22 protein-coding genes are annotated in these 22,433 nt (G+C 73.6%); 10 read left to right on the plus strand and 12 right to left on the minus strand.

Annotated elements, in window-relative coordinates; translation table 11 throughout:
• Window positions 1–975 (plus strand): phosphotransferase family protein, encoded by a 975-nt coding sequence (locus EAD89_RS17135; protein ID WP_233578770.1) that lies wholly within the window; start codon window positions 1–3, stop codon window positions 973–975.
• Window positions 976–1,018: 43 nt separating this feature from the next.
• On the opposite strand, the gene EAD89_RS17140 is transcribed toward EAD89_RS17135, so the two are convergent.
• Window positions 1,019–1,681 (minus strand): fasciclin domain-containing protein, encoded by a 663-nt coding sequence (locus EAD89_RS17140; protein WP_121676451.1) that lies wholly within the window; start codon window positions 1,679–1,681, stop codon window positions 1,019–1,021.
• 133 nt (window positions 1,682–1,814) lie between these two features.
• Here EAD89_RS17140 and EAD89_RS17145 point away from each other — a divergent pair, with 133 nt between their 5' ends.
• A complete protein-coding gene (locus tag EAD89_RS17145; protein ID WP_121652770.1) occupies window positions 1,815–2,300 on the plus strand; it encodes a GNAT family N-acetyltransferase in 486 nt (161 codons plus the stop codon).
• Here the strand turns inward: EAD89_RS17145 and EAD89_RS17150 are convergent.
• Complete coding sequence (locus EAD89_RS17150) at window positions 2,281–3,567, minus strand: MFS transporter (RefSeq protein ID WP_121652790.1); 1,287 nt, start codon at window positions 3,565–3,567, stop codon at window positions 2,281–2,283. The genes EAD89_RS17145 and EAD89_RS17150 overlap by 20 nt on opposite strands.
• A gap of 123 nt (window positions 3,568–3,690) precedes the next feature.
• Between EAD89_RS17150 and EAD89_RS17155 the strand changes: the two genes are divergently transcribed.
• Together EAD89_RS17155 and EAD89_RS17160 are read left to right on the plus strand one after the other, a co-directional pair.
• Entirely contained in the window at window positions 3,691–4,896 is a 1,206-nt protein-coding gene (locus EAD89_RS17155) for an NAD(P)/FAD-dependent oxidoreductase (protein WP_121676452.1), read from the plus strand.
• Complete coding sequence (locus tag EAD89_RS17160; RefSeq protein WP_121676453.1) at window positions 4,893–5,813, plus strand: RNA polymerase sigma-70 factor; 921 nt, start codon at window positions 4,893–4,895, stop codon at window positions 5,811–5,813. The genes EAD89_RS17155 and EAD89_RS17160 overlap by 4 nt, the downstream gene beginning before the upstream one ends.
• Before the next feature lie 50 nt (window positions 5,814–5,863).
• Here EAD89_RS17160 and EAD89_RS17165 read toward each other — a convergent pair whose 3' ends face one another.
• Complete coding sequence (locus EAD89_RS17165) at window positions 5,864–6,424, minus strand: NADPH-dependent FMN reductase (RefSeq protein WP_121652767.1); 561 nt, start codon at window positions 6,422–6,424, stop codon at window positions 5,864–5,866.
• Between the two features lie 136 nt (window positions 6,425–6,560).
• On the opposite strand from EAD89_RS17165, the gene EAD89_RS17170 reads away from it, so the two are divergent.
• Entirely contained in the window at window positions 6,561–7,025 is a 465-nt protein-coding gene (locus tag EAD89_RS17170; protein WP_121652766.1) for a MarR family winged helix-turn-helix transcriptional regulator, read from the plus strand.
• Between the two features lie 12 nt (window positions 7,026–7,037).
• Here EAD89_RS17170 and EAD89_RS17175 read toward each other — a convergent pair whose 3' ends face one another.
• The 7 genes from EAD89_RS17175 to EAD89_RS17205 form a co-directional block, all read right to left on the minus strand.
• A complete protein-coding gene (locus tag EAD89_RS17175) occupies window positions 7,038–7,538 on the minus strand; it encodes a DUF1772 domain-containing protein (RefSeq protein ID WP_121676454.1) in 501 nt (166 codons plus the stop codon).
• Between the two features lie 129 nt (window positions 7,539–7,667).
• The gene (locus tag EAD89_RS17180) at window positions 7,668–9,518 is read right to left on the minus strand and encodes an IucA/IucC family siderophore biosynthesis protein (RefSeq protein ID WP_233578771.1); all 1,851 of its coding nucleotides are present in this window, start codon (window positions 9,516–9,518) and stop codon (window positions 7,668–7,670) included.
• Window positions 9,515–10,135 (minus strand): GNAT family N-acetyltransferase, encoded by a 621-nt coding sequence (locus EAD89_RS17185; protein WP_199733542.1) that lies wholly within the window; start codon window positions 10,133–10,135, stop codon window positions 9,515–9,517. Before EAD89_RS17185 ends, EAD89_RS17180 begins: the two co-directional genes overlap by 4 nt.
• On the minus strand, window positions 10,132–11,421 hold the full coding sequence (locus EAD89_RS17190) for a lysine N(6)-hydroxylase/L-ornithine N(5)-oxygenase family protein (protein ID WP_121676479.1): 1,290 nt from the start codon (window positions 11,419–11,421) through the stop codon (window positions 10,132–10,134). Before EAD89_RS17190 ends, EAD89_RS17185 begins: the two co-directional genes overlap by 4 nt.
• A gap of 65 nt (window positions 11,422–11,486) precedes the next feature.
• Window positions 11,487–13,025, minus strand: coding sequence for an aspartate aminotransferase family protein (locus EAD89_RS17195; RefSeq protein ID WP_121676456.1), 1,539 nt, complete (start codon window positions 13,023–13,025; stop codon window positions 11,487–11,489).
• Window positions 13,026–13,120: 95 nt separating this feature from the next.
• Window positions 13,121–13,978, minus strand: coding sequence for a siderophore-interacting protein (locus EAD89_RS17200; protein WP_121676457.1), 858 nt, complete (start codon window positions 13,976–13,978; stop codon window positions 13,121–13,123).
• A 4-nt stretch (window positions 13,979–13,982) separates the two neighbouring features.
• Window positions 13,983–15,014, minus strand: coding sequence for an ABC transporter substrate-binding protein (locus EAD89_RS17205; protein WP_121652761.1), 1,032 nt, complete (start codon window positions 15,012–15,014; stop codon window positions 13,983–13,985).
• Between the two features lie 169 nt (window positions 15,015–15,183).
• Between EAD89_RS17205 and EAD89_RS17210 the strand changes: the two genes are divergently transcribed.
• Genes EAD89_RS17210 through EAD89_RS17230 form a run of 5 tightly spaced genes read left to right on the plus strand, consistent with a single transcriptional unit; the run spans window position 15,184 to window position 20,701 of the window.
• Window positions 15,184–16,212, plus strand: coding sequence for a FecCD family ABC transporter permease (locus tag EAD89_RS17210; RefSeq protein ID WP_368666370.1), 1,029 nt, complete (start codon window positions 15,184–15,186; stop codon window positions 16,210–16,212).
• Entirely contained in the window at window positions 16,209–17,234 is a 1,026-nt protein-coding gene (locus tag EAD89_RS17215) for an iron chelate uptake ABC transporter family permease subunit (protein ID WP_121652759.1), read from the plus strand. Before EAD89_RS17210 ends, EAD89_RS17215 begins: the two co-directional genes overlap by 4 nt.
• Before the next feature lie 29 nt (window positions 17,235–17,263).
• Window positions 17,264–18,088: an ABC transporter ATP-binding protein gene (locus EAD89_RS17220; RefSeq protein WP_121676459.1), complete on the plus strand. Its 825-nt coding sequence runs from the start codon at window positions 17,264–17,266 to the stop codon at window positions 18,086–18,088.
• Complete coding sequence (locus EAD89_RS17225) at window positions 18,085–20,139, plus strand: penicillin acylase family protein (RefSeq protein WP_121676460.1); 2,055 nt, start codon at window positions 18,085–18,087, stop codon at window positions 20,137–20,139. The genes EAD89_RS17220 and EAD89_RS17225 overlap by 4 nt, the downstream gene beginning before the upstream one ends.
• The gene (locus EAD89_RS17230) at window positions 20,129–20,701 is read left to right on the plus strand and encodes a GNAT family N-acetyltransferase (protein WP_121676461.1); all 573 of its coding nucleotides are present in this window, start codon (window positions 20,129–20,131) and stop codon (window positions 20,699–20,701) included. Before EAD89_RS17225 ends, EAD89_RS17230 begins: the two co-directional genes overlap by 11 nt.
• A 20-nt stretch (window positions 20,702–20,721) precedes the next feature.
• Here EAD89_RS17230 and EAD89_RS17235 read toward each other — a convergent pair whose 3' ends face one another.
• A complete protein-coding gene (locus EAD89_RS17235) occupies window positions 20,722–21,339 on the minus strand; it encodes a bifunctional 4-hydroxy-2-oxoglutarate aldolase/2-dehydro-3-deoxy-phosphogluconate aldolase (RefSeq protein WP_121676462.1) in 618 nt (205 codons plus the stop codon).
• Window positions 21,336–22,373, minus strand: coding sequence for a sugar kinase (locus EAD89_RS17240; RefSeq protein ID WP_121676463.1), 1,038 nt, complete (start codon window positions 22,371–22,373; stop codon window positions 21,336–21,338). Before EAD89_RS17240 ends, EAD89_RS17235 begins: the two co-directional genes overlap by 4 nt.
• Window positions 22,374–22,433 lie beyond the last annotated feature (60 nt).

A 22,433-nucleotide genomic window follows, 5' to 3' on the forward strand; every position in this document is an offset into this window, starting at 1 on the left:
GTGACGTACCTGGTCCACGCGTCGTTCGGGCCGCGGGTCGGGGTCCTGGACGCCGGTCCGCTCGACGGCGGCGGGTACGCCACGGTCTGGTGGGTGCGGCTCGACGACGACCGCGAGGTGGTGCTGAAACTGTCCCCGCCGCCCGGTACGCCGCTGCTGCGCTACGAGCGCGGGCTCTGCGCGGCCGAGGCGCGGTACTTCCGGCTCGTCGCCGAGCGGGCGCCGCAGGTGCCCGTACCCCCGGTGCTGCACCACGGCGCCGACCCGGCGTACGGCGAATGGTTGATGACCGGGATGCTGCCCGGCCGGTCGCTGCCCGACCTGGCCGCGGCCGACGCGGCGGTCGACGACGGCCCGGCGCGGTACGACCTCGGGGCGACCCTCGCCACGCTGCACCGGATCACCGGCGACCGGTTCGGCTACGAGGGTGCACGGGCGGCCGGGGCGACCTGGTCGGAGGCGTTCGCCGCGATGCTCGACGCGCTGCTCGACGACGCCGCCGACTGGGCCGTCCCGCTGCCGGTCACTCCGGACCGGTTGCGGGCCCTGGTGGGGCGGCACGTCGGCGTGCTGGACGAGGTGCGCCGCCCGGCGCTGCTGCACTTCGACTGCTGGGACGGCAACGTGCTGGCCGCGCCCGACCCGGACGGCCGGCTGCGGTTGTCCGGGCTGGTGGACGGTGAACGGTTCCTCTTCGGTGATCCGCTGCTGGACCTGGTCTCGCCGCTGCTGTTCCGGCGGATCGAGGACGAGCCGGAGCATCCGCTGCTGCGCGGCTACCGTGCCGCAACCACCGAGCCGCTGGTGCTGGACGCGGCGGCGTGCCGCCGGCTCGGTCTCTACCGACTGCACCTGTACCTGCTGATGACGGTGGAGATGCCGAGCCGCGGCATGACCGCGCGGAGCCATCCCGGGCGGCACGCCCAGCTCACGGCCCTGCTCGACGAGGAGATCGCCGCGCTCGACCGGGACTGACGCGGGTGGCGTCCGACGCGTGGTCGGACGCCACCCGGCCGGGTCAGGGCAGGTCGATCGGGCGCAGCACCCGGTCCACGGCGTGCGCGATCTGCCGGTTGCCCCTGTTGACGTCGAAGGTGGTGACGCGCGCGTCACGGTCGTTGGTGTCGGCGTCGATGAGCCGCACCTGGCGGAAGATGTACAGGTAGGTGCGCACGTCGACCTCCACGGTCGAACCGAGCGCGGTGGGCAGGTCCGTGCCGTCGGCCCGGACCGCCGTCCTGCGGTCGATCGTGGCACCGGGCACCACGTGGTAGAGCAGCACGTTCTCCACGGTGTCGATGCCCAGGCCGGCGACGGCGGTGAAGGCCGCGCTCTCACTCGGCAGCTTCCGGGCCTGCGTGATCTCGCGGACCAACTGCTGGAAGGCGGCGTCGGTGGGGATGAACGCGGTCAGCGCGACGGTGCCGTCGGTGAGCACCTTGACCGGCGAGTTCGGCTTGGCCTCCAGAACGGCCAGCACGGCCGCGGTCAGCACGTCGAAGTCACGCGAGTTGCGGTCGAAGCCGCTCTTGTCCTTGGTGAGCACCTGGGCGAGGGACGTCGTGCCGAGCGGCTTGGTCTTGCCGGTCGCCTGGGCGGCCGGCACGGCCACAGCGGTGGTGGCCAGCGCGGTGGCCATGGCGCCCACCGCCATCCGGGCGGCGAGTCGTGCGATCTTCATCAGCGGGCCTTTCGTCGAAGCGACGGATCCGTGACGTCTCGTCACGATCCATGCTTCGCATCGGGTGCGCGGCCCGGATGCACCCCGGGGATAACCGATTGTCCGGGGCTCGTCCGGGGCTTAGCCTCCCCCGGTGCTGATTCGGGAGTTCGTCGACCAGGACTGGTCGCAGGTGTGGCCGATCATCGAGGAGGTGATCCGGGCACAGGAGACCTTCCCCTACGACCCCGCGATGACCGCCGAGCAGTCGTACGGCATGTGGGCGGAGGCCCCACCCGGGCGGACCGTCGTGGCCGTGGACGGTGAGCGGGTGCTCGGCACCGCGAAGATGGGCACCAACCGGCCCGGGCCGGGCTCGCACGTGTCCACCGCGAGCTTCATGGTCGCCGCCGGCGCCCGGGGTCGGGGCGTGGGCACCGCGCTGTGCCGGGACGCGGTGGGATGGGCGCGCCACCAGGGGTACGCCGGGATGCAGTTCAACGCCGTGGTGGAGTGCAACCGGTCGGCGGTCGAGCTGTACCGGCGGGAGGGCTTCGAGGTGATCGGCACGGTCCCGGGGGCGTTCCGTCACCCCACCCTCGGCCGGGTCGGCCTGCACGTCATGTACCAGGAGTTGTGACCGGATCTGCCGGTACGGCGGCGGGCAACCGAGGCGGCTCCGCGCCGGCTCGACGGATCGGGGTGAACAGGCCGCCGACCGCCACCAGCAGACACCCCGCCCCCGCCACGACGGCGACCGCCGCGGCGCCGTAGCGGGCGGCGGCCCAGGTCAGCGCGACCGCCCCGGCCGGCCCGAGGGCGTAGTGCGTGCTCCAGAACGCCGAGGTGACCCGGCCGAGCAGGTGATCGGGTGTGATCTCCTGGCGCAGCGACATCGAGCAGATCCCGCCGACGCTCAGACAGCACAGGTACACGGCGGTCAGCGCGGTGACCGCCGGCACGGTCGTCGCGAGGCCGACGCCCGCCACGGCGAGACCGCAGATCGCGTGCGCGCCGATCCAGGTGACGCCGAAGCCGCGCCGGCGGCGCAGCGGGGCCACCAGGAGCGCCCCGGCGACCGTGCCGACCGCCGCCAGGCCGAGGACGGTGCCGACGGTGCCCTCGGAACCGCCGAGGTCGTGCGTGACGTGGTAGATCAGCACGTCGGTGAAGCCGTAGGTCAGGAAGATGAAGACCGACAGCAGCACGGTCAGCGCGCGGAGCACGGGCTGACGCCACAGGAACCGCGCCCCGGCCAGGAACTCGACCAGCGGTCGCTGCCGGGTCACCGGGGCGGCGTCGTCGTCCTGGACGGGTCGCAGCCGGATCAGCCACAGGCCGACCGCGGAGACCGCGAAGCTCGCCGCGTTGACGGCTATCGCCACGGCCGGGCCGAACCGGGCCGACACCACGCCGGCGAGCAGCGGCCCGACCACGGCCGCCGCCGCGTACGTCGCCTGTAACCGCCCGTTGGCCTCGGTGATCTGATCGCGGTCGACCAGGTTGCGCACCGCGGTCACCGCGGCGACCTGGAACACCATCCCGGCCGCCTCGCAGATCGGCAGCACGACGAAGAGGAGCCAGACCTGCGGCCCGGCGAGCCAGGCCAGTGGCACCAGGCCGTAGAGCACCAGGCGGGCGAGGTCCGCCACGATCATCAGGGTGCGGCGGTCGTACCGGTCGACCAGCACACCGCCGAAGATCCCGGCGACGACCGATGCCGCGCCCGCGACGGCGGTGAGCAGGCCCATCCGGGCCACCGAGCCGGTCGCCTGGAGCACCAGCAGCGGCACCGCGAGGTACGCGAACGAGTCGCCGGCCGCGGAGAGCGACTGCGCGATCCAGTACGTGCCGAACATGCGGTCGCGCCACAGCGGAGGCCGGACCGCCCCGACAGGTCGGCTCATGGCGACGAGGGTAGTGGCCCGGGACGCCCCGCACCGGCTGTGTCGGCCGTCACACCGAGCCATGTCACGAATCGTCGGGCGGCGCGCATCTCGTGGTCGTCACACAACGAGAGAGGCCAGACGATGAGCGCAGCACACGAAGCCGGCACGGCCAGCGCACACCGCGTGTTGATCCTGGGCGCGGGGTACGCGGGCATGGCCGCCGCGATCCAGCTCGCCGCCCGCACGCGGCGGCGCACTGACGTGCAGGTGACCCTGGTGAACGGGCAGGAGCGGTTCACCGAACGGTTGCGGTTGCACCTGGTGGCGACCGGGCAGCAGCTGCGTGAGATGCACATCCCGGCGCTGCTGGACGACACGGGCGCGCAGTTCGTCCGCGGCTGGGTCACGGCGGTGGACGCGCAGGCGAAGACCGTCCGGATCGACGACAGCCGGGTCCTGCACTACGACACGCTGGTGTACGGGTTGGGCAGCGTGGCCGACACGGCGCTGGTGCCGGGGGTCGAGGAGTACGCGTACACCCTGGACAGCGCCGAGGACGCGGCGTCGCTGGCCGAGCGGCTGGCGCGGCTGGCCGGCGGCACGGTGGTGGTGGTCGGCAGCGGGCTGACCGGGGTCGAGTCGGCCGCGGAGATCGCCGAGCGGCATCCGGAGCTGAACGTCGTGCTGGTCGGCCGGCAGGAACCGGGCGTCACCATGAACCCCAGGGCCCGGGCGTACCTGCGGGCCGCGCTCGACCGTCTCGGTGTCCAGGTGCGCTGCGGGGCGGCGGTGACGAAGGTGCTGCCCGACTCGGTCGAACTGGCGGATGGGACGTCCATCGCGGCCGACGTCGTCCTGTGGACGGGCGGTACGCGGGTGTCACCGCTGGCGGCCGCCGCGGATCTGACCGTCGACCAACGCGGTCGTGTCGTCACCGACGCCACACTGCGGTCGGTGTCGCACCCGGACGTGTACGCGATCGGTGACGCGGCGGCGATCCGCCAGGGTTACGGCGTCCTGCACGGCACCTGCCAGAGCGGCATGCCGACCGGCGTGCACGCGGCGGTGTCGATCGCCCGCGCGCTGGACGGCAAGCTGCCCCGACCGTTCCGGTTCGGGTACTACCACACCCCGGTGAGCCTGGGCCGCCATGACGCGGTCGTGCAGTTCACCCACCCGGACGACAGCCCCCGCCGGGTGTGTCTGACCGGCCGCGTGGCGGTCTGGTACAAGGAGACGGTGAGCGCCTCCCCCTGGCCGACGTACCGCCGCATGGTGAAGCTGCCCTCCTCCGGCGCGTTCTGGCCGCGCGGGGGTCGCTTCACCCGGCTCCGGGATGCGCGGTGACCCGCCCGCGGTCGGACGCCGACCAGCAGGTGTTCCACCGCCATCGCAACCTGCTGTTCTCGGTGGCCTACCGCATTCTCGGCTCCGCGGCCGACGCCGAGGACGCCGTCCAGGAGGCGTGGATCAAATGGTCCGGGGCCGACCGCTCCGAGGTGGCCGACCCGAGGGCGTACCTGGCGCGCATCGTCTCGAATCTCGCGTTGCAGCGTCTGCGCTCCAGCCAGCATCAACGCGAGACCTATGTGGGGCCGTGGCTTCCCGAGCCCGTCCTGACCGAGGGCGACACCGCGGACACCGTCACCGACGCCGAGTCGGTGTCGATGGCGATGCTGGTGGTGCTGGAAACGCTCAGCCCGCTGGAGCGGGCGGTGTTCGTCCTGAAGGAGGTCTTCGACTTCAGCCACGCCGAGATCGCGGTGGCGGTGGAACGCTCCGAGGCCGCCGTGCGCCAGGCCGCGCACCGCGCCCGGGAGCATGTGCGCGCCCGGCGACCGCGTTTCACCGCGGACCGGTCCCAGCAGCGCGGGGTCACCGAGCGGTTCCTCGCCGCCGCGACCGGCGGCGACATCAACACCCTGATGGAGTTGCTGTCGCCGGACGTCACGTTGTGGACCGACGGCGGCGGCAAGGTTCGCCAGGCCCTGCGCCCGATCGTGGGAGCGGAGACGGTCGCCGCCTGGTTCGCGGCCATCGGCACCGTCACCTACCAGGGCGTGCAGCCCGACGACATGCGCGCCGCCCTGGTCGAGATCAACGGCGGGCCGGGCGTGGTGTTCAACGGCGCGGGCCGGGTGATCGCCACCGTCACGTTCGACATCGACGCCGACGGCCGCATCACCACCATTCACAACGTCGCCAACCCCGACAAGCTGCGCGCCGTCGGCGACGGCACCACCCGCGACCTCCCGACGAGCTGAGCCGGCCGCGGGAGGGATCCCCACGGCCGGCTCCGGATCGCTGGAAGCGGTCAGCTCTGGCGCAGCGGCGCGAGCGCGGTGCTCCAGGCGACGACCTGGTCCAGGGTGACGCTGAGGGCGTCCCGCTGGTGGTCGTTGGGCTTGAAGACGCTGAAGTTCTCGAAGTCGGTGAAGAGCGACAGCGCCACCTGGGACCGCACGTCGGCCATCTGGAGCTCACCGGAGATCAGGCGCAGGTGCTCGACGGCCCGTGCGCCGCCGACCGAGCCGTAGCTGACGAAGCCGACGGCCTTGTTGTTCCACTCGGCGTAGAGGAAGTCGATGGCGTTCTTCAGGGCGCCCGAGGTGGAGTGGTTGTACTCGGGCGTGACCATCACGAACCCGTCGAACGACGCGATCGTCTCGGCCCAGCGCAGCGTGTGCGGCTGGGTGTACTGGCCCATCGCCGGCGGGTACGCCTCGTCGAGGTGCGGCAGCTTGTAGTCGAGCAGGTCGATCAGCTCGAACTCCGCGTCGGAGCGCTGCTTGGCGACCTCGAGGACCCAGCGGGCGACGGCTTCGCCGTTGCGGCCCGGGCGGGTGCTCCCGAGGATGATCCCGATCCTGGTCATGGTTGCGCCTTTCAGAAGTCCTTGCCTGGCGACGTGAACGCTAGCCACTTGTTGCTTGGTCAAGCAAATGTCGGCACCATGTCGAGGATCACAGCGCGGGCACGCAGTTGCTCGGTCAAGCAACTAGGATGGGGGTATGTCCGGCACCTCCGCAGAGCCCCTCCGTCCCCTCAACTCGGACGAGGAGGCGCTGGTCCGCGCCCTGGGCCAGCTGATGTTCGTCCTGCCCCGGGCCATCGACACCGACATGACCGGCGACCGTCAGCTGCCGCTGACCGAGTACACCGCCCTCCGGGTCCTCTCCGAGGCGCCGGGCCGGCAGATGCGGATGAACGAACTCGCCGCGGAGTGCCAGCTCTCGCTCAGCGGAATGACCCGCACCATCACCCGGCTGGAGACGCAGGGCCTGGTCGAGCGGGTGCGCAGCGAGCAGGACGCCCGCGGCTGGAACGCCGTCCTCACCCCCGCCGGCTTCGCCCGGCTCGAGGAGTCCTGGCCGAGCCACCTGGCCGCCGTGCGGCGGCGGTTCCTGGACCACCTCGAGGGCCTCGATCTCGTCCAGCTGGCCCGCGCCTTCCGGCGCATCGGCACGGTCGACTGAGCCGGAGCGCGCTCAGCCGGACAGCCGGCCGAGCCCGACCAGCGCCCAGGTGAGCAGCCCGAACGCGCCGGTCGAGGCGATGGCCCGGATCACGTTGCCGCGCACCCACGCGGCCTCGAAGCGCTCCCGCAGGCCGGCCAGATCGGCGACCCGGTCGACGTCGCCGGCCTGAGCCAGCACGTTGTTGAGCGGCACGTTGACGACGGCGGTGACACCGAGCACCACCACGTACAGCAGCAGCGCGGCGACGATCCACGGCAGCACCGCGCGGTGCCCGGCGCCCAGGTGTGACACCGCCGCCAGCAGCGTGAACACCAGCGCACCACCGAAGCAGACGGCGAACCACCCGTTCAGGATGGACTCGTTGATCCGTTGCATGGCGAGCACCAGAGTCCGGTCGTCGGTGCGGCTCAGGCCCGGCATGACCGCGTACGCGAACGCGGTGAATAGCCCGGCGGTCAGGCCGGTGGTCACGGTGGCGGCGATCAGGCTCGTGGTGCGCAGGAAACTCATGTCTCCATTGCACCGGCCGGTGAGCGCCCTGGCCATGCGCCACAGCGTCGGTTGCATACGCGGGCGTCTCGCGCGGTCGCGCCTCGGCCGGGTGTCAGGCTCGCCTACCCGGCCGGGGCGCGACCGGTGTCACCGGGCCGGCGCGTAGCGGGCCAGCGGGTTGACCAGCGTGCCGACGAACTGGAGGGCGGCCGACGGGTCGGCCAGGTCGATCATCTGCTGGTTGTCGCGCAGTTGCAGCCGGTTGAGGCAGGACAGCGCGAACTCCGGGGCGAACAGGTCGTAGCGGCGGGCCCGCTCGGCCAGGTGCGGCACCCGGTCCAGGTAGTCGGCGGCGCAGGCGGCGACCGTACGCCAGAAGTCCTCCTCGGTCAGTACGCCGGCCTCGACCAGCACCGCGTTGAGGTGGCGCAGGAAGCAGTCGACCACGTCGGTGAAGATGCTCAGCAGCTTGGTGTCGTCGGGCACCTCGACCCGGATCCGCTCCACCGCCGGCGGCAGCTCGACCTCGGTGCTCATCACCGCGATCTCCTCGGCGATGTCCTTGAAGATCACCCGCTCGACCGTGTCCTGCTCGTCGAGGACCAGGATGACGTTCTCGCCGTGCGGCATGAAGGCCAGGTCGTGGGCGTAGAAGCTGTGCAGCAGCGGGGTCAGGTAGGCGTCCAGGTAGCGGCGCAGCCACACCTCGGGCGCCAGCCCGGACCGGGCGATCAGTGCCGCCGCCAGCGAGCCGCCGTCGCTGTCCACGTGCAGCAGGGCGGCCATGGTGGACAGTCGTCGACCCGGCGCGAGACCCGGCACCGGGCTCTCCCGCCACAGCGCGGCGAACATCTTGCGGTACGGGGAGGTGCGGTCGGTCGCCGCCTCGTACTGCCGGTGCCGGTAGCCGACCGCGGCCCGCTCCCGGATGACCGTCAACCCGGTGCCGGCGAGCACCTCGTCGCCGGCGATCAGGTCGGCCAGCCAGTCGTTGATCGCCGGGGTGGCCGCCATGTACGCGGCCGACAGCCCCCGCATGAAGCCCATGTTCAGCACCGACAGCGCGGTCTTCACGTAGTGCCGGCGCGGCTCGGTGACGTTGAAGAAGGTGCGGATGGACTGCTGGGCGAGGTGGTCGTCCGGCCCGGGGCCGAGGTGCACCAGCCGACGCTCGGCCAGCTCACCGGCGAACGTGACGGCCAGTTTGTTCCACCACTGCCACGGGTGCGCCGGGATCAGGTGGTAGTCGGCGAGGTCCAGCCCGAGGTCGGCCATCGTGGCGGCGAACCGGGCCCGGGTGTCCGCGTCCAGCTCACCCTCGATGAGAGTGTCGTAGTCGAGGTCGGCGGCGCTGCTGAACGTCGAGTGGTCCCGGTGCGCGGCCAGCCACTCCAGCCGGACCGGCGCGGCGGCCTCCGGGGCGTACCGGTGGTACTCGTCGACGCCGAAGCCGAGCCGGCCGTTGTTGGCCACGAAGCAGGGGTGGCCCTCGGTCATCGACGTCTCGATGGTCTGGAAGTCCGCCCCGGCCAGCTCGGCGGCGCTCGGCGCGGACTGCGCCAGCTTGTACGCGGCGCCGGCGAGGGTGGAGGTGATCTCCTCCAGGTAGACCGGGAGCACCCGCGCGGAGAGCCCGAGGCTGTCGCGCAGTTCGACGATCAGGTCGACCGCGTCGGGCGGCAGCGCGGCGCCGTCGCGGTGCCGGGTGATGCTGTCCGGGTCGATCTGCCAGTGCGCCAACGCGAGCACCCGAGCGGCGAACCGGTAGGTGACGGTGCCGTCGTCGCTGCGGACCTCGTACCACTGCCGGTCGTCGCCGTCGGGGGCCGGTACGGGCTCCGGGGTGATCAGCCGTTCGTGGGTGAACTCGGCGAGGGCCTTGCGGACCAGCAGCCGGTTGGCCCGGGCCCAGCGCTGCGGGGTGAGATGTCGGACCGGGTCGACGGCGCCCGACGCGGCGGCGGAGGACGGCTGGGTGGGGATGGCGGTGGTGGTCACGCCGGGGCTCCTTCGGGTCGGGTGACGGCGGCGCGGTCGGTCGCGGCCCGTCGGGTCGCGCGGTCGGTCGCGGCGTGGAACTGCGCCCGGGTGCAGACGCTGAGCAGCGCCTCCTTCTCGGGCTTGGCGATGGCGCCGACGACCTCGAACCCGACGGCGGCGTTCAGCGCGTGCACGGCGGTGTTGCGCACGTCCGGCTCGACCACCACCCGCCGGGCCGCCGGGTCGGCGAAGAGCCACGCCATGACGGTGGTGAGCACCGCCCGGGTGAAACCGTGCACCGGGGCGCCGGTGGGCGCGCAGAGGAAGTGCATGCCGACGTCCCCGGGCTGGGCGTCGTACAGGCCGACCAGCTCGACGTGCGCCGGGTCGTAGCGTTCGGCCAGGAAGGCGGGACGCCCGTCGTACAGGCCGAGGTACGCGTCGTGGTGCGGGTGGGCGGCGATCCGCCGGTACTCCTCGGCCACCTGAGCCGGGTCGGCGTCCTGCATCAGCCAGAACGCCGCCTTCGGGTGGGTCACCCAGGCGTGCAGCAGCGCGGCGTCGGAGTCCGGGTCGAGGGTCCGTAGCGCGAACTCACCGAGCCGGTCGTCGACGCGGGCGAAGACGACGGTCACGACGCCACCCCGGCGGGCGCGCCGAACTCCTGGAAGGTGATGCTCTTCTCGATCGGGTAGTGCTCCCGGCCGAGCAGCTCCCGGATGATCCATGAGTTGCGGTACGCGCCCATGCCCAGGTCCGGTGAGGTGATGCTGTGCGTGTGGGTGCCCGCGTTCTGCAGGAAGATGCCCCGGCCGGTGTGGTCGATGCTGTAGTTGCGGGCCACGTCGAACCGGCCGTGCGCGTCCCAGCGGATCCGGTCGCGCACCGGCGCGAGGAACTCCGGCACCCGGTAGTGGTAGCCGGTCGCCAGCACCAGACCCTCGGTCCGCAGGGTGAAGTCGCGCTCCTGCTCGACCTGGCGCAACCCTAGCGTGTACGCCCCGTCGTGGTGCTCGGCGCTGGTCAGCTCGGTGTTGGTGAGCAGCCGGGTGTTCGCCGGCCCGTCGACGCTGTGCGCGTAGAGCAGGTCGAAGATGTCATTGATCAGGTCGGCGTTGATGCCCTTGAACAGGCCCTTCTGCTCCGACTCCAGCCGGTAGCGGGTCGCCTCGGGCAGCGCGTGGAAGTAGTCCACGTAGTCCGGCGAGGTCATCTCCAGCGTGAGCTTGGTGTATTCGAGGGGGAAGAACCGCGGCGAACGGGTGACCCAGTTCAGCTGGTAGCCGTACCGGTCGAGGTCGCCGAGCAGGTCGTGGTAGATCTCGGCGGCGCTCTGCCCGCTGCCCACCACGGTGATGCTGCGCTTGGTGCGCAGCGCGTCCCGGTGCTCCAGGTAGCGCGAGTTGTGCACCGCGTCGCCGGGCAGCCCCGCGACGGCCGGGGGCAGGTGCGGCGGGGTGCCGGTGCCGAGCACCAGGTGCCGGGCCCGGTACTCGACCGTCTCCCCCGCGCCGGTGCTGGCCCGCACCACGTACCGCTCGTCGGTGCGGTCGTACTCCACCATGGTGACCGTCTGGCCGAAGCGCAGGTTCGGCAGCTTGGCCGCCGCCCACCGGCAGTAGGCGTCGTACTCGCTGCGCAGCGGGTAGAAGCTCTCCCGGATGTAGAACGGGTAGAGCCGGCCGATCTCCTTCAGGTAGTTGAGGAAGGAGTAGGGCGAGGTCGGGTCCGCCAGGCTGACCAGGTCGGCGATGAACGGGGTCTGCAACCGGGCCGACTCCAGCAGCATGCCGGGGTGCCAGGCGAGGCTCGGCCGGGCCTCCAGGAACACCCCGTCCAGGTCGTCGATCGGGGCGGTGAGGCAGGCCAGGCCGAGGTTGTACGGGCCCAGCCCGATGGCGATGAAGTCGTGGGTGGACATCCTGCCCTCCAGGCACGGGTTCGGGTTCGGCGCCAGCCGACGCGGCGCGTTCGGGGACGCCGGCATCAGCCGACGTGGCAGGTCAGGTCGACGGCGGTGTGCTCCAGCACGTACCGCCCGGCGTGGGCGGCGATGAGTTCGAGCACGTGGCCGACGTCGTCGACGGTCGTGGCCGGGTTCAGCAGGGTGAACTTCAGGAAGTGCCGGCCGTCGACCCGGGTCCCGGCGACCAGCGCGGCGCCGGAGGCGGCCAGCGCCTCGCGGGCGTGCAGGTTGGCCGCGTCGGCCAGCTCCCGGCCGGGGCCGGTGGGCAGGTAACGGAAGACCACCGTGCTCAGCTGGGAGCGGGTCACGACCTCGAAGCGGGGATCCTCGCTGACCAGCTCCCAGGCGTCGGCGGCCCGGTCGATCACCTCGTCGAAGAGTTCGCCGAGCGCGTCCGGGCCCATCACCCGCAGGGTCAGCCAGAGCTTCAGCGCGTCGAAGCGGCGGGTGGTCTGCAGGCTCTTGTCGACCTGGTTGGGGATCCGCTGCTCCACCATCCGCGCCGGGTTGAGGTAGTCGGCGTGGTAGGTGGCGTGCCGCAGCACCCGCCGGTCCCGCACCAGCAGTGCGCTGGAGCTGACCGGCTGGAAGAACGACTTGTGGTAGTCGACGGTCACCGAGTCGGCCCGTTCGATGCCGTCGAGCAGGTGCCGGCGGGTCGGCGAGACCAGCAGCCCGCAGCCGTACGCGGCGTCCACGTGCAGCCAGACGCCGGCCGCCGAGCAGACCGCGGCCAGCTCGGCGATCGGGTCGATGGAGCCGAAGTCGGTGGTGCCGGCGGTGCCGACGACCGCCATGACCACCAGCCCGGCCTGCCGGCACCGGGCGATCTCGTCACGGACGGCGGCGGGCCGGATCCGCCGCTGCGGGTCGGTGGGCACCGCGATCACCGCGTCCGGGGCCAGGCCGAGCAGCTTGGCGGACTTCTGCACGCTGAAGTGGCCGGCCGCGGAGGTGAGCACGCGCAGCCGGGGCAGCAGCTCGGCGCGGGCCGCCGGGGTGATCGCGGCGGCGCACGCCTCCTCCCGGGCCAGCAGCAGCGCCTGGAGGTTGGACTGGCTGCCCCCGCTGGTGAAGACACCGTCGGCGTTCGGGCCGAGGCCGATCCGTTCGGCGGTCCAGTCGATCAGACGCCGTTCGATGAGGGTGGCCCCGGCGCTCTGGTCCCAGGTGTCCAGGGAGGAGTTCACCGCGGTGAGCACCGCCTCGCCGAGCAGCGCCGGGATGGCCACCGGGCAGTTCAGGTGGGCGAGGTAGCGGGGGTGGTGGAACCAGACGGTGTCGCGCAGGTAGACGTCCTCCAGCTCGTCCAGTGCGGCGTCGGCGTTGCCCAGGGGCCGGTCCAGGTCGACGCGGTCGACCACGGGGGCCAGCTCGGCCGGGGTGATCCCGGTGCTGGGCCGGCCCACGGTGGCCACCCGGCGGGCGACCCGTTCGACGCCGTCGGCGAGTGTCCGCCGGTACTGTTCGACCGAGTCGCCGTGCAGCAGGTGGGCGTGCGCGGCGGCCGGCGCCGACGGCGGCGCGGTGGTCTCGACGGAATACGTCGGCACGGTCACGGGATGTCCTCCACGTTCTCGACGATGGGCAGCCGGAACCCTCCCCCGGCGCGTTGGCGCCGGGAGCGTGCTGCCTTTCAGATGGGGGTCGCCGGTCAGGCGGTGGCGCCGGCCAGTGCCTCGGCGCGCAGGTCCTCCTCCGAGAGCCCGCGCCGCCAGTAGCCGGCGAAGGTCACCCGCCGGCGGTCGATGCCCCGCTCGCCGACCAGGTGCCGGCGCAGCGCCCGCACCGCCCCGGACTCGCCGGCGATCCAGGCGTACGGGGTGGCGGCGGGCAGCCGGGCGGCGCGGATCGCGCTGACCAGCAGGTCGCTGCCGGGTGGGGTGCTGCCGCGCACGATCCAGCGGATCTCCGCGTCCGCCGCGGTGGGCAGCTCGGTGATGTCGGCCGCGGCCGGCACCTCGATCCAGGCGCGGACCCGGGCGCCGGCGGGCAGCCAGGCCAGGATGCCGGCGACGGCCGGCAGCGCGGTCTCGTCGGCGGCCAGCACCACGAGGTCGGTGCCGTCCGGCGGGCGGAAGCAGACACTGCGGTTGTCCCGCACCGCCGGGCCGAGCAGCAGCACCCGGTCACCGGGCCCCGCCCGCTCCGCCCAGCGGGCGGCGGGACCGGTGTCACCGTGACTGACGAAGTCGATGTCCACCTCGACGGCGGCCGGGCGGTGCTCCCGGATGGTGTACGAACGCATGACCGCGCGCACCTCCGGCGGGAGAGCCCGCCAGGCGCCGAACCAGTCCTCACCCAGCTCGACCGGGACCACCGGGGCGTCCTGCCCCGGGTGCGGCAGGAAGAGCGAGACGCTCTGGTCCCGGCCGCCACCGGCGAAGTCGACCAGCTCCGCGCCGCCGAGGGTGACCCGGATCAGCGAGGCGCCGACCCGGCGGGCCCGGACGACGTGCGCGGCGTAGAAGCGGTACTGCAGGGCGACAAGTTCGACGGTGCTCGCGGTCATGGCGTCAGCTGACCTTCTTCGCGTTCCGGATGGCGGTGGCGAGGTTCTCCAGCAGCGGCGCGGAGCCGGCGTACGAGAAGCGGGGCACGGTGTCCCACGGGGTCACCTGGTTGGCCCTGACCCCCGGCAGCTGCTGCCAGGTGGGCTTGGCGGTGAGGTCCTTGGCCTGCAACGCGGTGCTGCGGTTGTCCAGCAGGATCAGGTCGGCCGGGAACTTGCCGGCGTTCTCCCAGCTGAGCGCCTCGAAGTAGTCACCGGCTTCGAGCTTGGTGGGGACCACGATGTCCACGCCCAGCTCGGCGAAGTACATCAGGTCGGTGCTCACCTTGGGGTTGGAGACGTAGAACAGGTCGGGGCTGCCGGAGCAGGCCATGACCTTGATCCCCGGGTTGGCCTTGACGGCCTGGCGGACCGCCTCGGCGCCGGCCTCGAAGCGGGCCTTCGCGTCGGTGACCTTCTTCGCGGACAGGTCGGCGCCGAGCGACTCGGCCAGCGCGGCGTACCGCTCGATCGGCTTGGTCATCGGCACCCGGGCGGTGGTGATCGCCACGCTCGGCGCCAGCGGCAGGATCTTGGCCTTGCTCTCGTCCGGCACGTACCAGAGCGCGTCCGGGTCGTACATGTGGGTGACCAGCAGCTCGGGGCGCAGCGCCGCGTACTTCTCCAGGCTGAACTCGCCCCACACGTTGCCGAGGATCTCCACGGCCTCGATGTTCAGGTCACCGGCCTGCGGTTCGGCCGTGCCGTCGGCGCGCTTGGTCTCGCCGAACACGCCGACGAGCTGCTTGTCGAGACCGAAATCGATCAGGGCAGCCGCGACCCCGGTGAAGGCGACCACGCGGGTCGGACGAGCTGCCGCCTCGACCTTCTGGTTGCGGTCGTCGGTGAACGACCAGGGGCCACTTCCGGTGCTGGCAGCGGGCTTCGCGGCGTCATCCTTGCCGCAGCCGGCGAGCAGGGTGGCCAGCGTGGCGGCGCCACCGGCGGCCAGCAGGCCGCGACGGGAGAGGCGACGGGCGGACAGGGCATCGGGCATGGCGGTGTCTTTCGATCAGGGGAACGGCCGGGGTCGACCAGGGCAGCGGGGTTAGGTTAGCCTAACCTCGTTCGTTGTCAACAGCGGTACGTCGTGTCGCCACACCCCGGAGCCCACACTGGACGCCACACCCTCCGCCACCAGACCGGCACGTGCCGTACCGGCCCGGTTGGCGACACCATCCCCCGATTCACCGCCGGCGCGGCGCGGTCGCCAGGCGGCCCGCGCCGCCGGCCTGGTCGGCGCGGTGGCGCTGCTCGGCGTCGTCCTGCTGCTCAGCATCGCGGTCGGCGCGAAGTCCATGCCGCTCGGCGACGTCTGGTCCGGGTTGCTGCACCGCGACGCCACCGAGTACGCGGTGGTGCACCGGATGCGCCTGCCACGCACCCTGCTCGGGCTGATCGCCGGCGCGGCCCTCGGGGTGGCCGGCGCCGTGATGCAGGCCCTCACCCGCAATCCGCTGGCCGACCCCGGGCTGCTCGGCATCAACGCCGGCGCCTCCGCAGCGGTCGCCACCGCCGCCGCCTTCCTGGGCGTCACGGCCATCGGCGGGTACGTCTGGTTCGCGCTGCTCGGCGCGGCGGTGGTCACCGCGCTGGTCTACGCCGTGGGCGGCGGGCGCGGGGCCACGCCGGCCCGCCTCGCGCTGGCCGGCGCGGCGCTGAACGCCACCCTCTACTCGTACGTGAGCGCGGTGATGCTGCTGGACACCGCCTCGCTGGAGCGGCTGCGGTTCTGGACGGTCGGCTCACTGGCCAGCGCGGACTCCGCGACCGTCACCCGGGTGCTGCCATTCATCCTGGTCGGTCTGCTGGTCGCGCTCGGCGCCGCCCGCCCGCTGAACGCCCTCGCGCTCGGCGACGACGCGGCGCGCGCCCTGGGCGCCCGACCCGCGCTGATCCGGGCCGCCGTGATCGTCGCGGTCACCCTGCTCTGCGGCGCGGCGACCGCCGCCTGCGGGCCGATCGTCTTCGTCGGGCTGCTGGTGCCGCACCTGGTCCGCGCCCTGACCGGCCCGGATCTGCGCTGGCTGCTGCCATACTGCGCGGTGCTCGCGCCGGTGCTGCTGCTCGGCGCCGACGTGCTGGGCCGGGTGCTGGGTCGACCGGGTGAACTCCAGGTCGGCATGGTCACCGCCGTGCTGGGCGGTCCGCTCTTCCTCTGGCTGGTCACCCGCGGACGGGTGGCTCACCCGTGACCGTCATCCGCACCTCTCGGCTCTCGTTGCGGTTCCGTCCCCGCGCGCTGGTCGTCGGCGCCGGTGCCGCGCTGCTCGCCGCCGGGCTGGGTCTGGTCGCCGTGGGCAGCGGCGACTATCCGATGAGCGCCGCCGACGTGCTGCGCACCCTGACCGGCGGCGGCACCCCGGCGGAGCAGTTCATCGTGCACGAGCTACGACTGCCCCGGCTGGTCACCGCCCTGCTGGTCGGCGCGGCGCTGTCGCTGGCCGGCACGGTGTTCCAGTCGCTGGTCCGTAATCCGCTGGGCAGCCCGGACATCCTGGGCTTCACCCAGGGTGCGTCGGCCGGCGCGCTGGTCGTGATCGTCCTCGGCGGCAGCAGCCTGGCGTTGGCCGGCGCAGCGGTCGTCGGTGGTCTCGCCACCGGCCTGGTGATCTACGCGCTCGCCTGGCGACGCGGGGTGCACGGCTTCCGGCTCATCCTGGTCGGCATCGGCATCTCCGCGATCCTGACCGGGGTCAACGGCTACCTGCTGACCCGGGCGCCGCTGATGGACGCCGCCCGCGCGGTGCTCTGGCTCACCGGCAGCCTGGACGGGCGGGGCTGGGCCAACGCCGGGCCGCTGCTCGCCGTCACCGCCGTGCTGGCGCCGCTGCTGCTGATCGGCTGCGCCCCGGCGCTGCGGATGATGGAGTTGGGCGACGACACGGCCAGCGCCCTCGGCGTGCCGGTGCGCCGGCTACGCCTGCTGCTGCTCGCCGCGGCCGTGCTGCTGGTCTCGTTCGCGGCGGCCGCCGCCGGGCCGGTGTCCTTCGTGGCGCTCGTCGCGCCGCACGTGGCGAAGCGGCTGACCCGGGCGCCCGGCCCGAACCTGGTGCCGTCGATGACCGTCGGCGCGGCGCTGCTGGTCGGCGCCGACCTGCTGGCCCAGCGGGCCTTCACCGGGCACCAGCTTCCGGTCGGTGTGGTGACCGGGGTGATCGGCGGCGGCTACCTGGTCTGGCTGCTGGCCATGGAACGCCGGGCGGGTCGGCTGTGAACACCCGCGACGCCTTCGAAGGAGCACCCATGCACCCCGGCAGTTCACGGCTCGGTGGCACCGCGCTGACCCTCGCGTACGACCGGCGCGTCATCGCCGAGGACCTGACCGTGGCGGTGCCCGACCGGTCGTTCACGGTGATCATCGGCCCGAACGCCTGCGGCAAGTCGACCCTGCTGCGCGCCCTGTCCCGGATGCTGCGCCCGAGCACCGGCGCCGTGCTGCTGGACGGTCGGGACATCCACGAGGTGCCCGCCCGGAAGGTGGCCCGCACGCTCGGCCTGCTGCCGCAGACGTCGGTCGCGCCGGACGGGATCAGCGTCGCCGAACTGGTCGCCCGGGGGCGGTACCCACACCAGGGGCTGCTGCGACAGTGGTCCCGGGAGGACGAACGGGTGGTGGAGGAGTCGATGGCCGCCACCGGTGTCGCCGACCTCGCCGACCGCCCGGTCGACGAGCTCTCCGGCGGCCAGCGGCAACGGGTCTGGATCGCCATGGCGCTGGCCCAGCAGACCCCGCTGCTGCTGCTCGACGAGCCGACCACCTACCTCGACATCGCCCACCAGATCGAGATCCTGGACCTCTGCGCCCGCCTGCACGAGGAGCAGGGACGCACGCTGGTCGCGGTGCTGCACGACCTGAACCACGCCGCCCGGTACGCCACCCACCTGATCGCCATGCGCGACGGGCGGGTGGTGGCCTCCGGGGAACCGGCCTCGGTGGTCACCGCCGACCTGGTGGCCGACGTGTTCGGGCTGCCCTGCCGGGTGATCGACGATCCGGAGACCGGCACCCCTCTGGTCATCCCCGCCGCCCGGCGTCGGAGCGCCGCGCCCGCCCCGGAGCCGGCGTGAGCGCCGAGCGGTTCCGCGACCGGTGGGGCGTGCCGCACCTGCGGGCCGACGACCCGCTGGCCCTGGCGACGGCGCAGGGGCGGGTGACCGCGTACGACCGGGCCTGGCAGATCGAGGTGGAACGGCACCGGGCCCAGGGCACCAGCGCCGCTTTCCTCGGCGTCGACGCGCTCGGCTGGGACCGGTTCGCCCGGCAGGTCCGGCTCGACGACACCGCCCGCCGCTGCCACGCCGCGCTCGACCCGGCGACCGCCGCCTGGGTGGGCGCGTACGTGACCGGGGTGAACGCCGGCCTCGCCGCCGGGGCGGCCCGGACGCCCGAGTTCGCCGCCACCGGGCTGACCCCGGGCCGGTGGCAGCCGTGGACGCCGCTGGCCGTCTGGCTGGGCCACCACATCCTGTTCGCCGGCTTCCCCAGCAAGCTCTGGCGCGAGCACGTGGCGCACCGGCTCGGTCCGGCCGCGATCGATCTGTTCGCCACCGACGGTCCGGCCGTGGCCGGCAGCAACGGATGGCTCCTCGCGGCCGAACGGACCGGCACCGGGGCCGCGCTGCTCGCCGGTGACCCGCACCGGTTCATCGAGGATCCCGGTGTCTACCAGCAGATCCGGTTGGCCTGCCCGGAGTACGACGTGGTCGGGCTGGCGATGCCGGGCGTGCCGGGCATCGCGCACTTCGCGCACACCGGCGGGGTGGCCTGGGCCATCACCAACGCGATGGCCGACTACCAGGACGTGTACGCCGAGCGGCTGCGCCGCCAGGGTCCGGTGGTCGAGGCGTTCGGCCCGGACGGGTGGCGACCGGTGCACGCCCACGTCGAGACGATCGAGGTGGCCGGGGCGGACCCGGTCGAGGTCGAGGTGGTGGAGACCGAGCGGGGCCCGGTGATCGCCGGCGGGCCGGACGCGTCCGCGGCCATCAGCCTCCGCTATCCACCCCGGGTCCGCGCCGAACTCGGCTTCGCGGCGCTGCCGGAGCTGCTGCGCGCCCGGACCGTGGCGGACGTGGACCGGGCGCTGCGGCACTGGGTGGAGCCGGTCAACGTGGTGCAGGCGGCGGACACCGCCGGCGGGCTGCTGCACCGGGTCGCGGGCGCGGTGCCGGTCCGGGATCCGGGCAACGGCCGGGGGGTGGTGCCGGCCTGGCGGGCCGAGTACGCCTGGCGCGGCTGGTACACGCCGCTGCCCCGGGCCGAGGTGGCCGGCCGCGCGGTGATGGCCAACGAGCGGGGGCTGGCGGCGCCGCTCGGGGTCGAGTTCGCCCCGCCGCACCGGGCGCACCGGATCGCCGAGCTGCTCGACGCCGGCCGCGACTGGACGGCCGAGCGGCTGGCCGCGGTGCACACCGACACGTACCTGGCGTCGGCCGGCCCGCTGCTGGCGGTCCTGGCCGGGGTGACCGGGCTCGGTCCGGACGCCGGCGCGCTGCGCGATCGGCTGCTGCGCTGGGACCGGCGGATGGCCGTCGACAGCACCGACGCCGCGGACTTCGCCATGCTGCGGGAGTCCGTCGTACGCCGGCTCGCCGCCCACCCGGCGCTGGCCGCGCTGGCCGAGCCGCCGGCGTACCCGGACGTGTTCGCGCCCTGGTTGGCGCTGACGCCGCGGGTCGGCTACGCGCTGGAGCACCTGCTCGGCACCGCCCGGCTGCCCGGCCTGGACGTGGCGGCGCTGGTCCGCGCGACGGCCGAGGAGGTCGCCGGCGCGGCGGACGGTCCGGTGCGTTGGGGGGACCTGCACCGGCTGACGCCGTGGCGGGCCCTGCCCGACCCGGACGCCGACCCCGGCCCCCGCCTCGCCGGCGATCACGACTGCGTGCTGGCGACCTCCAGCGTGCCCGGGGTGACGCACCGGTGTTTCCGGGGGCCGGCCGCGCGCTTCGTCTGGGACCTGGCCCGTCGGGAGGACAGCCGCTGGGTGGTCCCGCTGGGCGCCTGCGGGGTGCCCGGCGACCCGCACCACGACGACCAGAGCCCAGCCTGGCTGGCCGGGGAGCTGTTGCCGGTGACCACGGACTGGGAGCAGCTCACCGAGGAGCGGGATGAGCACTGACCCGACGACCGTCGATCCGCACCACTACCGGCGGGACATCCCCGGTTTCGGAGTGGTGACCATCCGTCCGGTGCGGCCCGACGAGGACGTCGACCTGCTGCACGGCTGGGTCACCCAGGAGCGGGCCCGGTTCTGGGGGATGCGGGAGGCGAGCCGTGAGCGGGTGCGCGAGATCTACGCGTACCTGGACTCGCTGGCCACCCACCACGCGTACCTGGTGCACCGCGACGGCGTGCCGGTGGCGTTGGCGCAGACCTACCAGCCCGAGGCGGACCCGGTCGGCGAGCGCTACGACGTGCGCCCCGGCGACGTCGGTGTCCACCTGCTCATCGGGCCACCGGTGACGGTCGAGCGCGGCTTCACCGGAACCCTGTTCCGCGCGATCCTGGATTTCGTCCTCGCCGACCCGGGCCGGCTGCGGATCGTCATGGAGCCGGACGCCCGCAACGACAAGGCCGTGGACCGGTTCGTGCGCGCCGGCTTCCGGCCCGGCCCGCTCATCGACCTGCCGGAGAAGCGCGCCCGGCTGCTCTTTCTCGATCGGGCGGCGGCCACCGGCTGACGCCGGGCGGCGGCCCGGGCTCAGTGGGCGGACGCTCCGAGGGCGACCAGCTCGGACAGCCGGTCCAACTGGTCGGGATCGGCCAGCGCCGAGCCGACCGCCACCACCCGCACGCCGGCGTCGAGGAACGCGCCGGCGTTGCCCGCGTCGAGGCCACCGGTGGCCACGAAGCGCAACTGGGGCAGCGGACCGGCGACCGCCCGGAACCAGGCCGGTCCGAGGGCGATCGCGGGGAACGCCTTGAGCCAGGTGAGGCCGTGGCGCAACGCCTGCTGCGCCTCGGTCGGCGTGGCCACGCCGGGCAGGTGCGGTAGGCCGCGCGCGGCGGCGGCGTCGGCGACCGCGAGGTCCAGGCCGGGCGCCACGGTGAACGCGGCCCCGGCGTCGGCCGCCGCCGCGACCTGCTCCACGCCGAGCACGGTGCCGGCGCCGACGACCCGGCCGCGCTCACCGCCCGCCTCGACGGCCGCGCGCAGCGCCGGCACCGCGTCGGCGGTCGCCACCGGCACCTCCACCACGTCGATGCCGAGGTCCCAGGCCCGGCCGGCGAGCCGGACGGTCTCCGCCACCGGCAGGCCGCGCAGGATCGCCATCACCCGGGCAGTACCGAAGACGTGGTCGAAGTCCGCAGTCGTCATGATCCACTCCATCCGAGATCGCGGGCGGTCAGGTCCAGCGGCGACCAGGTCTCGACGGGGGCGTCGAGCAGCCGCTCGAACCAGGCCCACGGCGGCACCGGGGCGTTGTCGCCGCTGCTGACCAGCGCCTGGGCGGCGAAAAGGTGCCCGAGACGCAGCCGCCGTACCGTGTCGAGGCCGCGCAGCAGCCCGGCGAGGTAGCCGGCGGCGAACGCGTCTCCGGCGCCGACCGGCTCCACCACCGCCACCCGGGGCGCCGGGACGAAGACCGCCTCGGCGTCGCGGCACAGGGCGGTGGCCCCCACTGCGCCGTCCTTGACCACCACCGTCGCCGGTCCCGGCAGCAGCCGGCGCACCGCCACCGGGTCGGCGGTGCCCCACAGCGTGTCCGCCTCGTCCTGGCCCACGAAGACCAGGTCGCTGCGGTCGGCGAGGTCGCGCAGCACCGGCGCGGCCCGGTCGGCGGGCCAGAGCCGGGCCCGGTGGTTGACGTCGAAGCTGACCAGCGCGCCCGGCAACGGCCGGTCGGTCACCGCGTGCTCGGCCAGCGCTCGGCAGGTGGCGGAGAGCGCGGGGGTGATCCCGGACAGGTGCAGCACCCGGGCGCCGGCGAGCCGCCGGTCGGCCAACACGTCGGGGTCCATGCGGGAGGCGGCCGAGCCGGCGCGGTAGTAGTGCACCTCGGTCGCCGCCGGGCCCGGGTCCTTGACGTACAGCCCGGTGGGGGCCGTCGGATCCACGGCCACCAGATCGACCCGGGCGCCGGTGGCGGCGACGTGCCGCACGACGGCCCGGCCGAACGGGTCGTCGCCGACCCGGCTGACCCAGGTCGCCCGGTGCCCGAGCCGGGCGAGGTAGCCGGCCACGTTGGACTCCGCGCCGCCGACCGAGACGGCGACCCGCTCGGCGTGCTCCAACGGCTCGCCGGGCGCGGGGCAGAGCACCACCATGGTCTCCCCCACCGTGGCCACCTCGACCGACGGGGAACCGGCCGGGATGGTCGCGAGGTCGGGTCGGGCGTCGGGGGTCGGCACACGTCCTCCGGGCGGGGGTTCGGGGTGCGCCGAGCCTAGGCGCGTCGCGCAGGACGGGCA

It is taken from the genome of Micromonospora sp. BL4, from assembly GCF_003667505.1.
In the GTDB taxonomy this organism is placed as follows: Bacteria; Actinomycetota; Actinomycetes; order Mycobacteriales; family Micromonosporaceae; genus Micromonospora.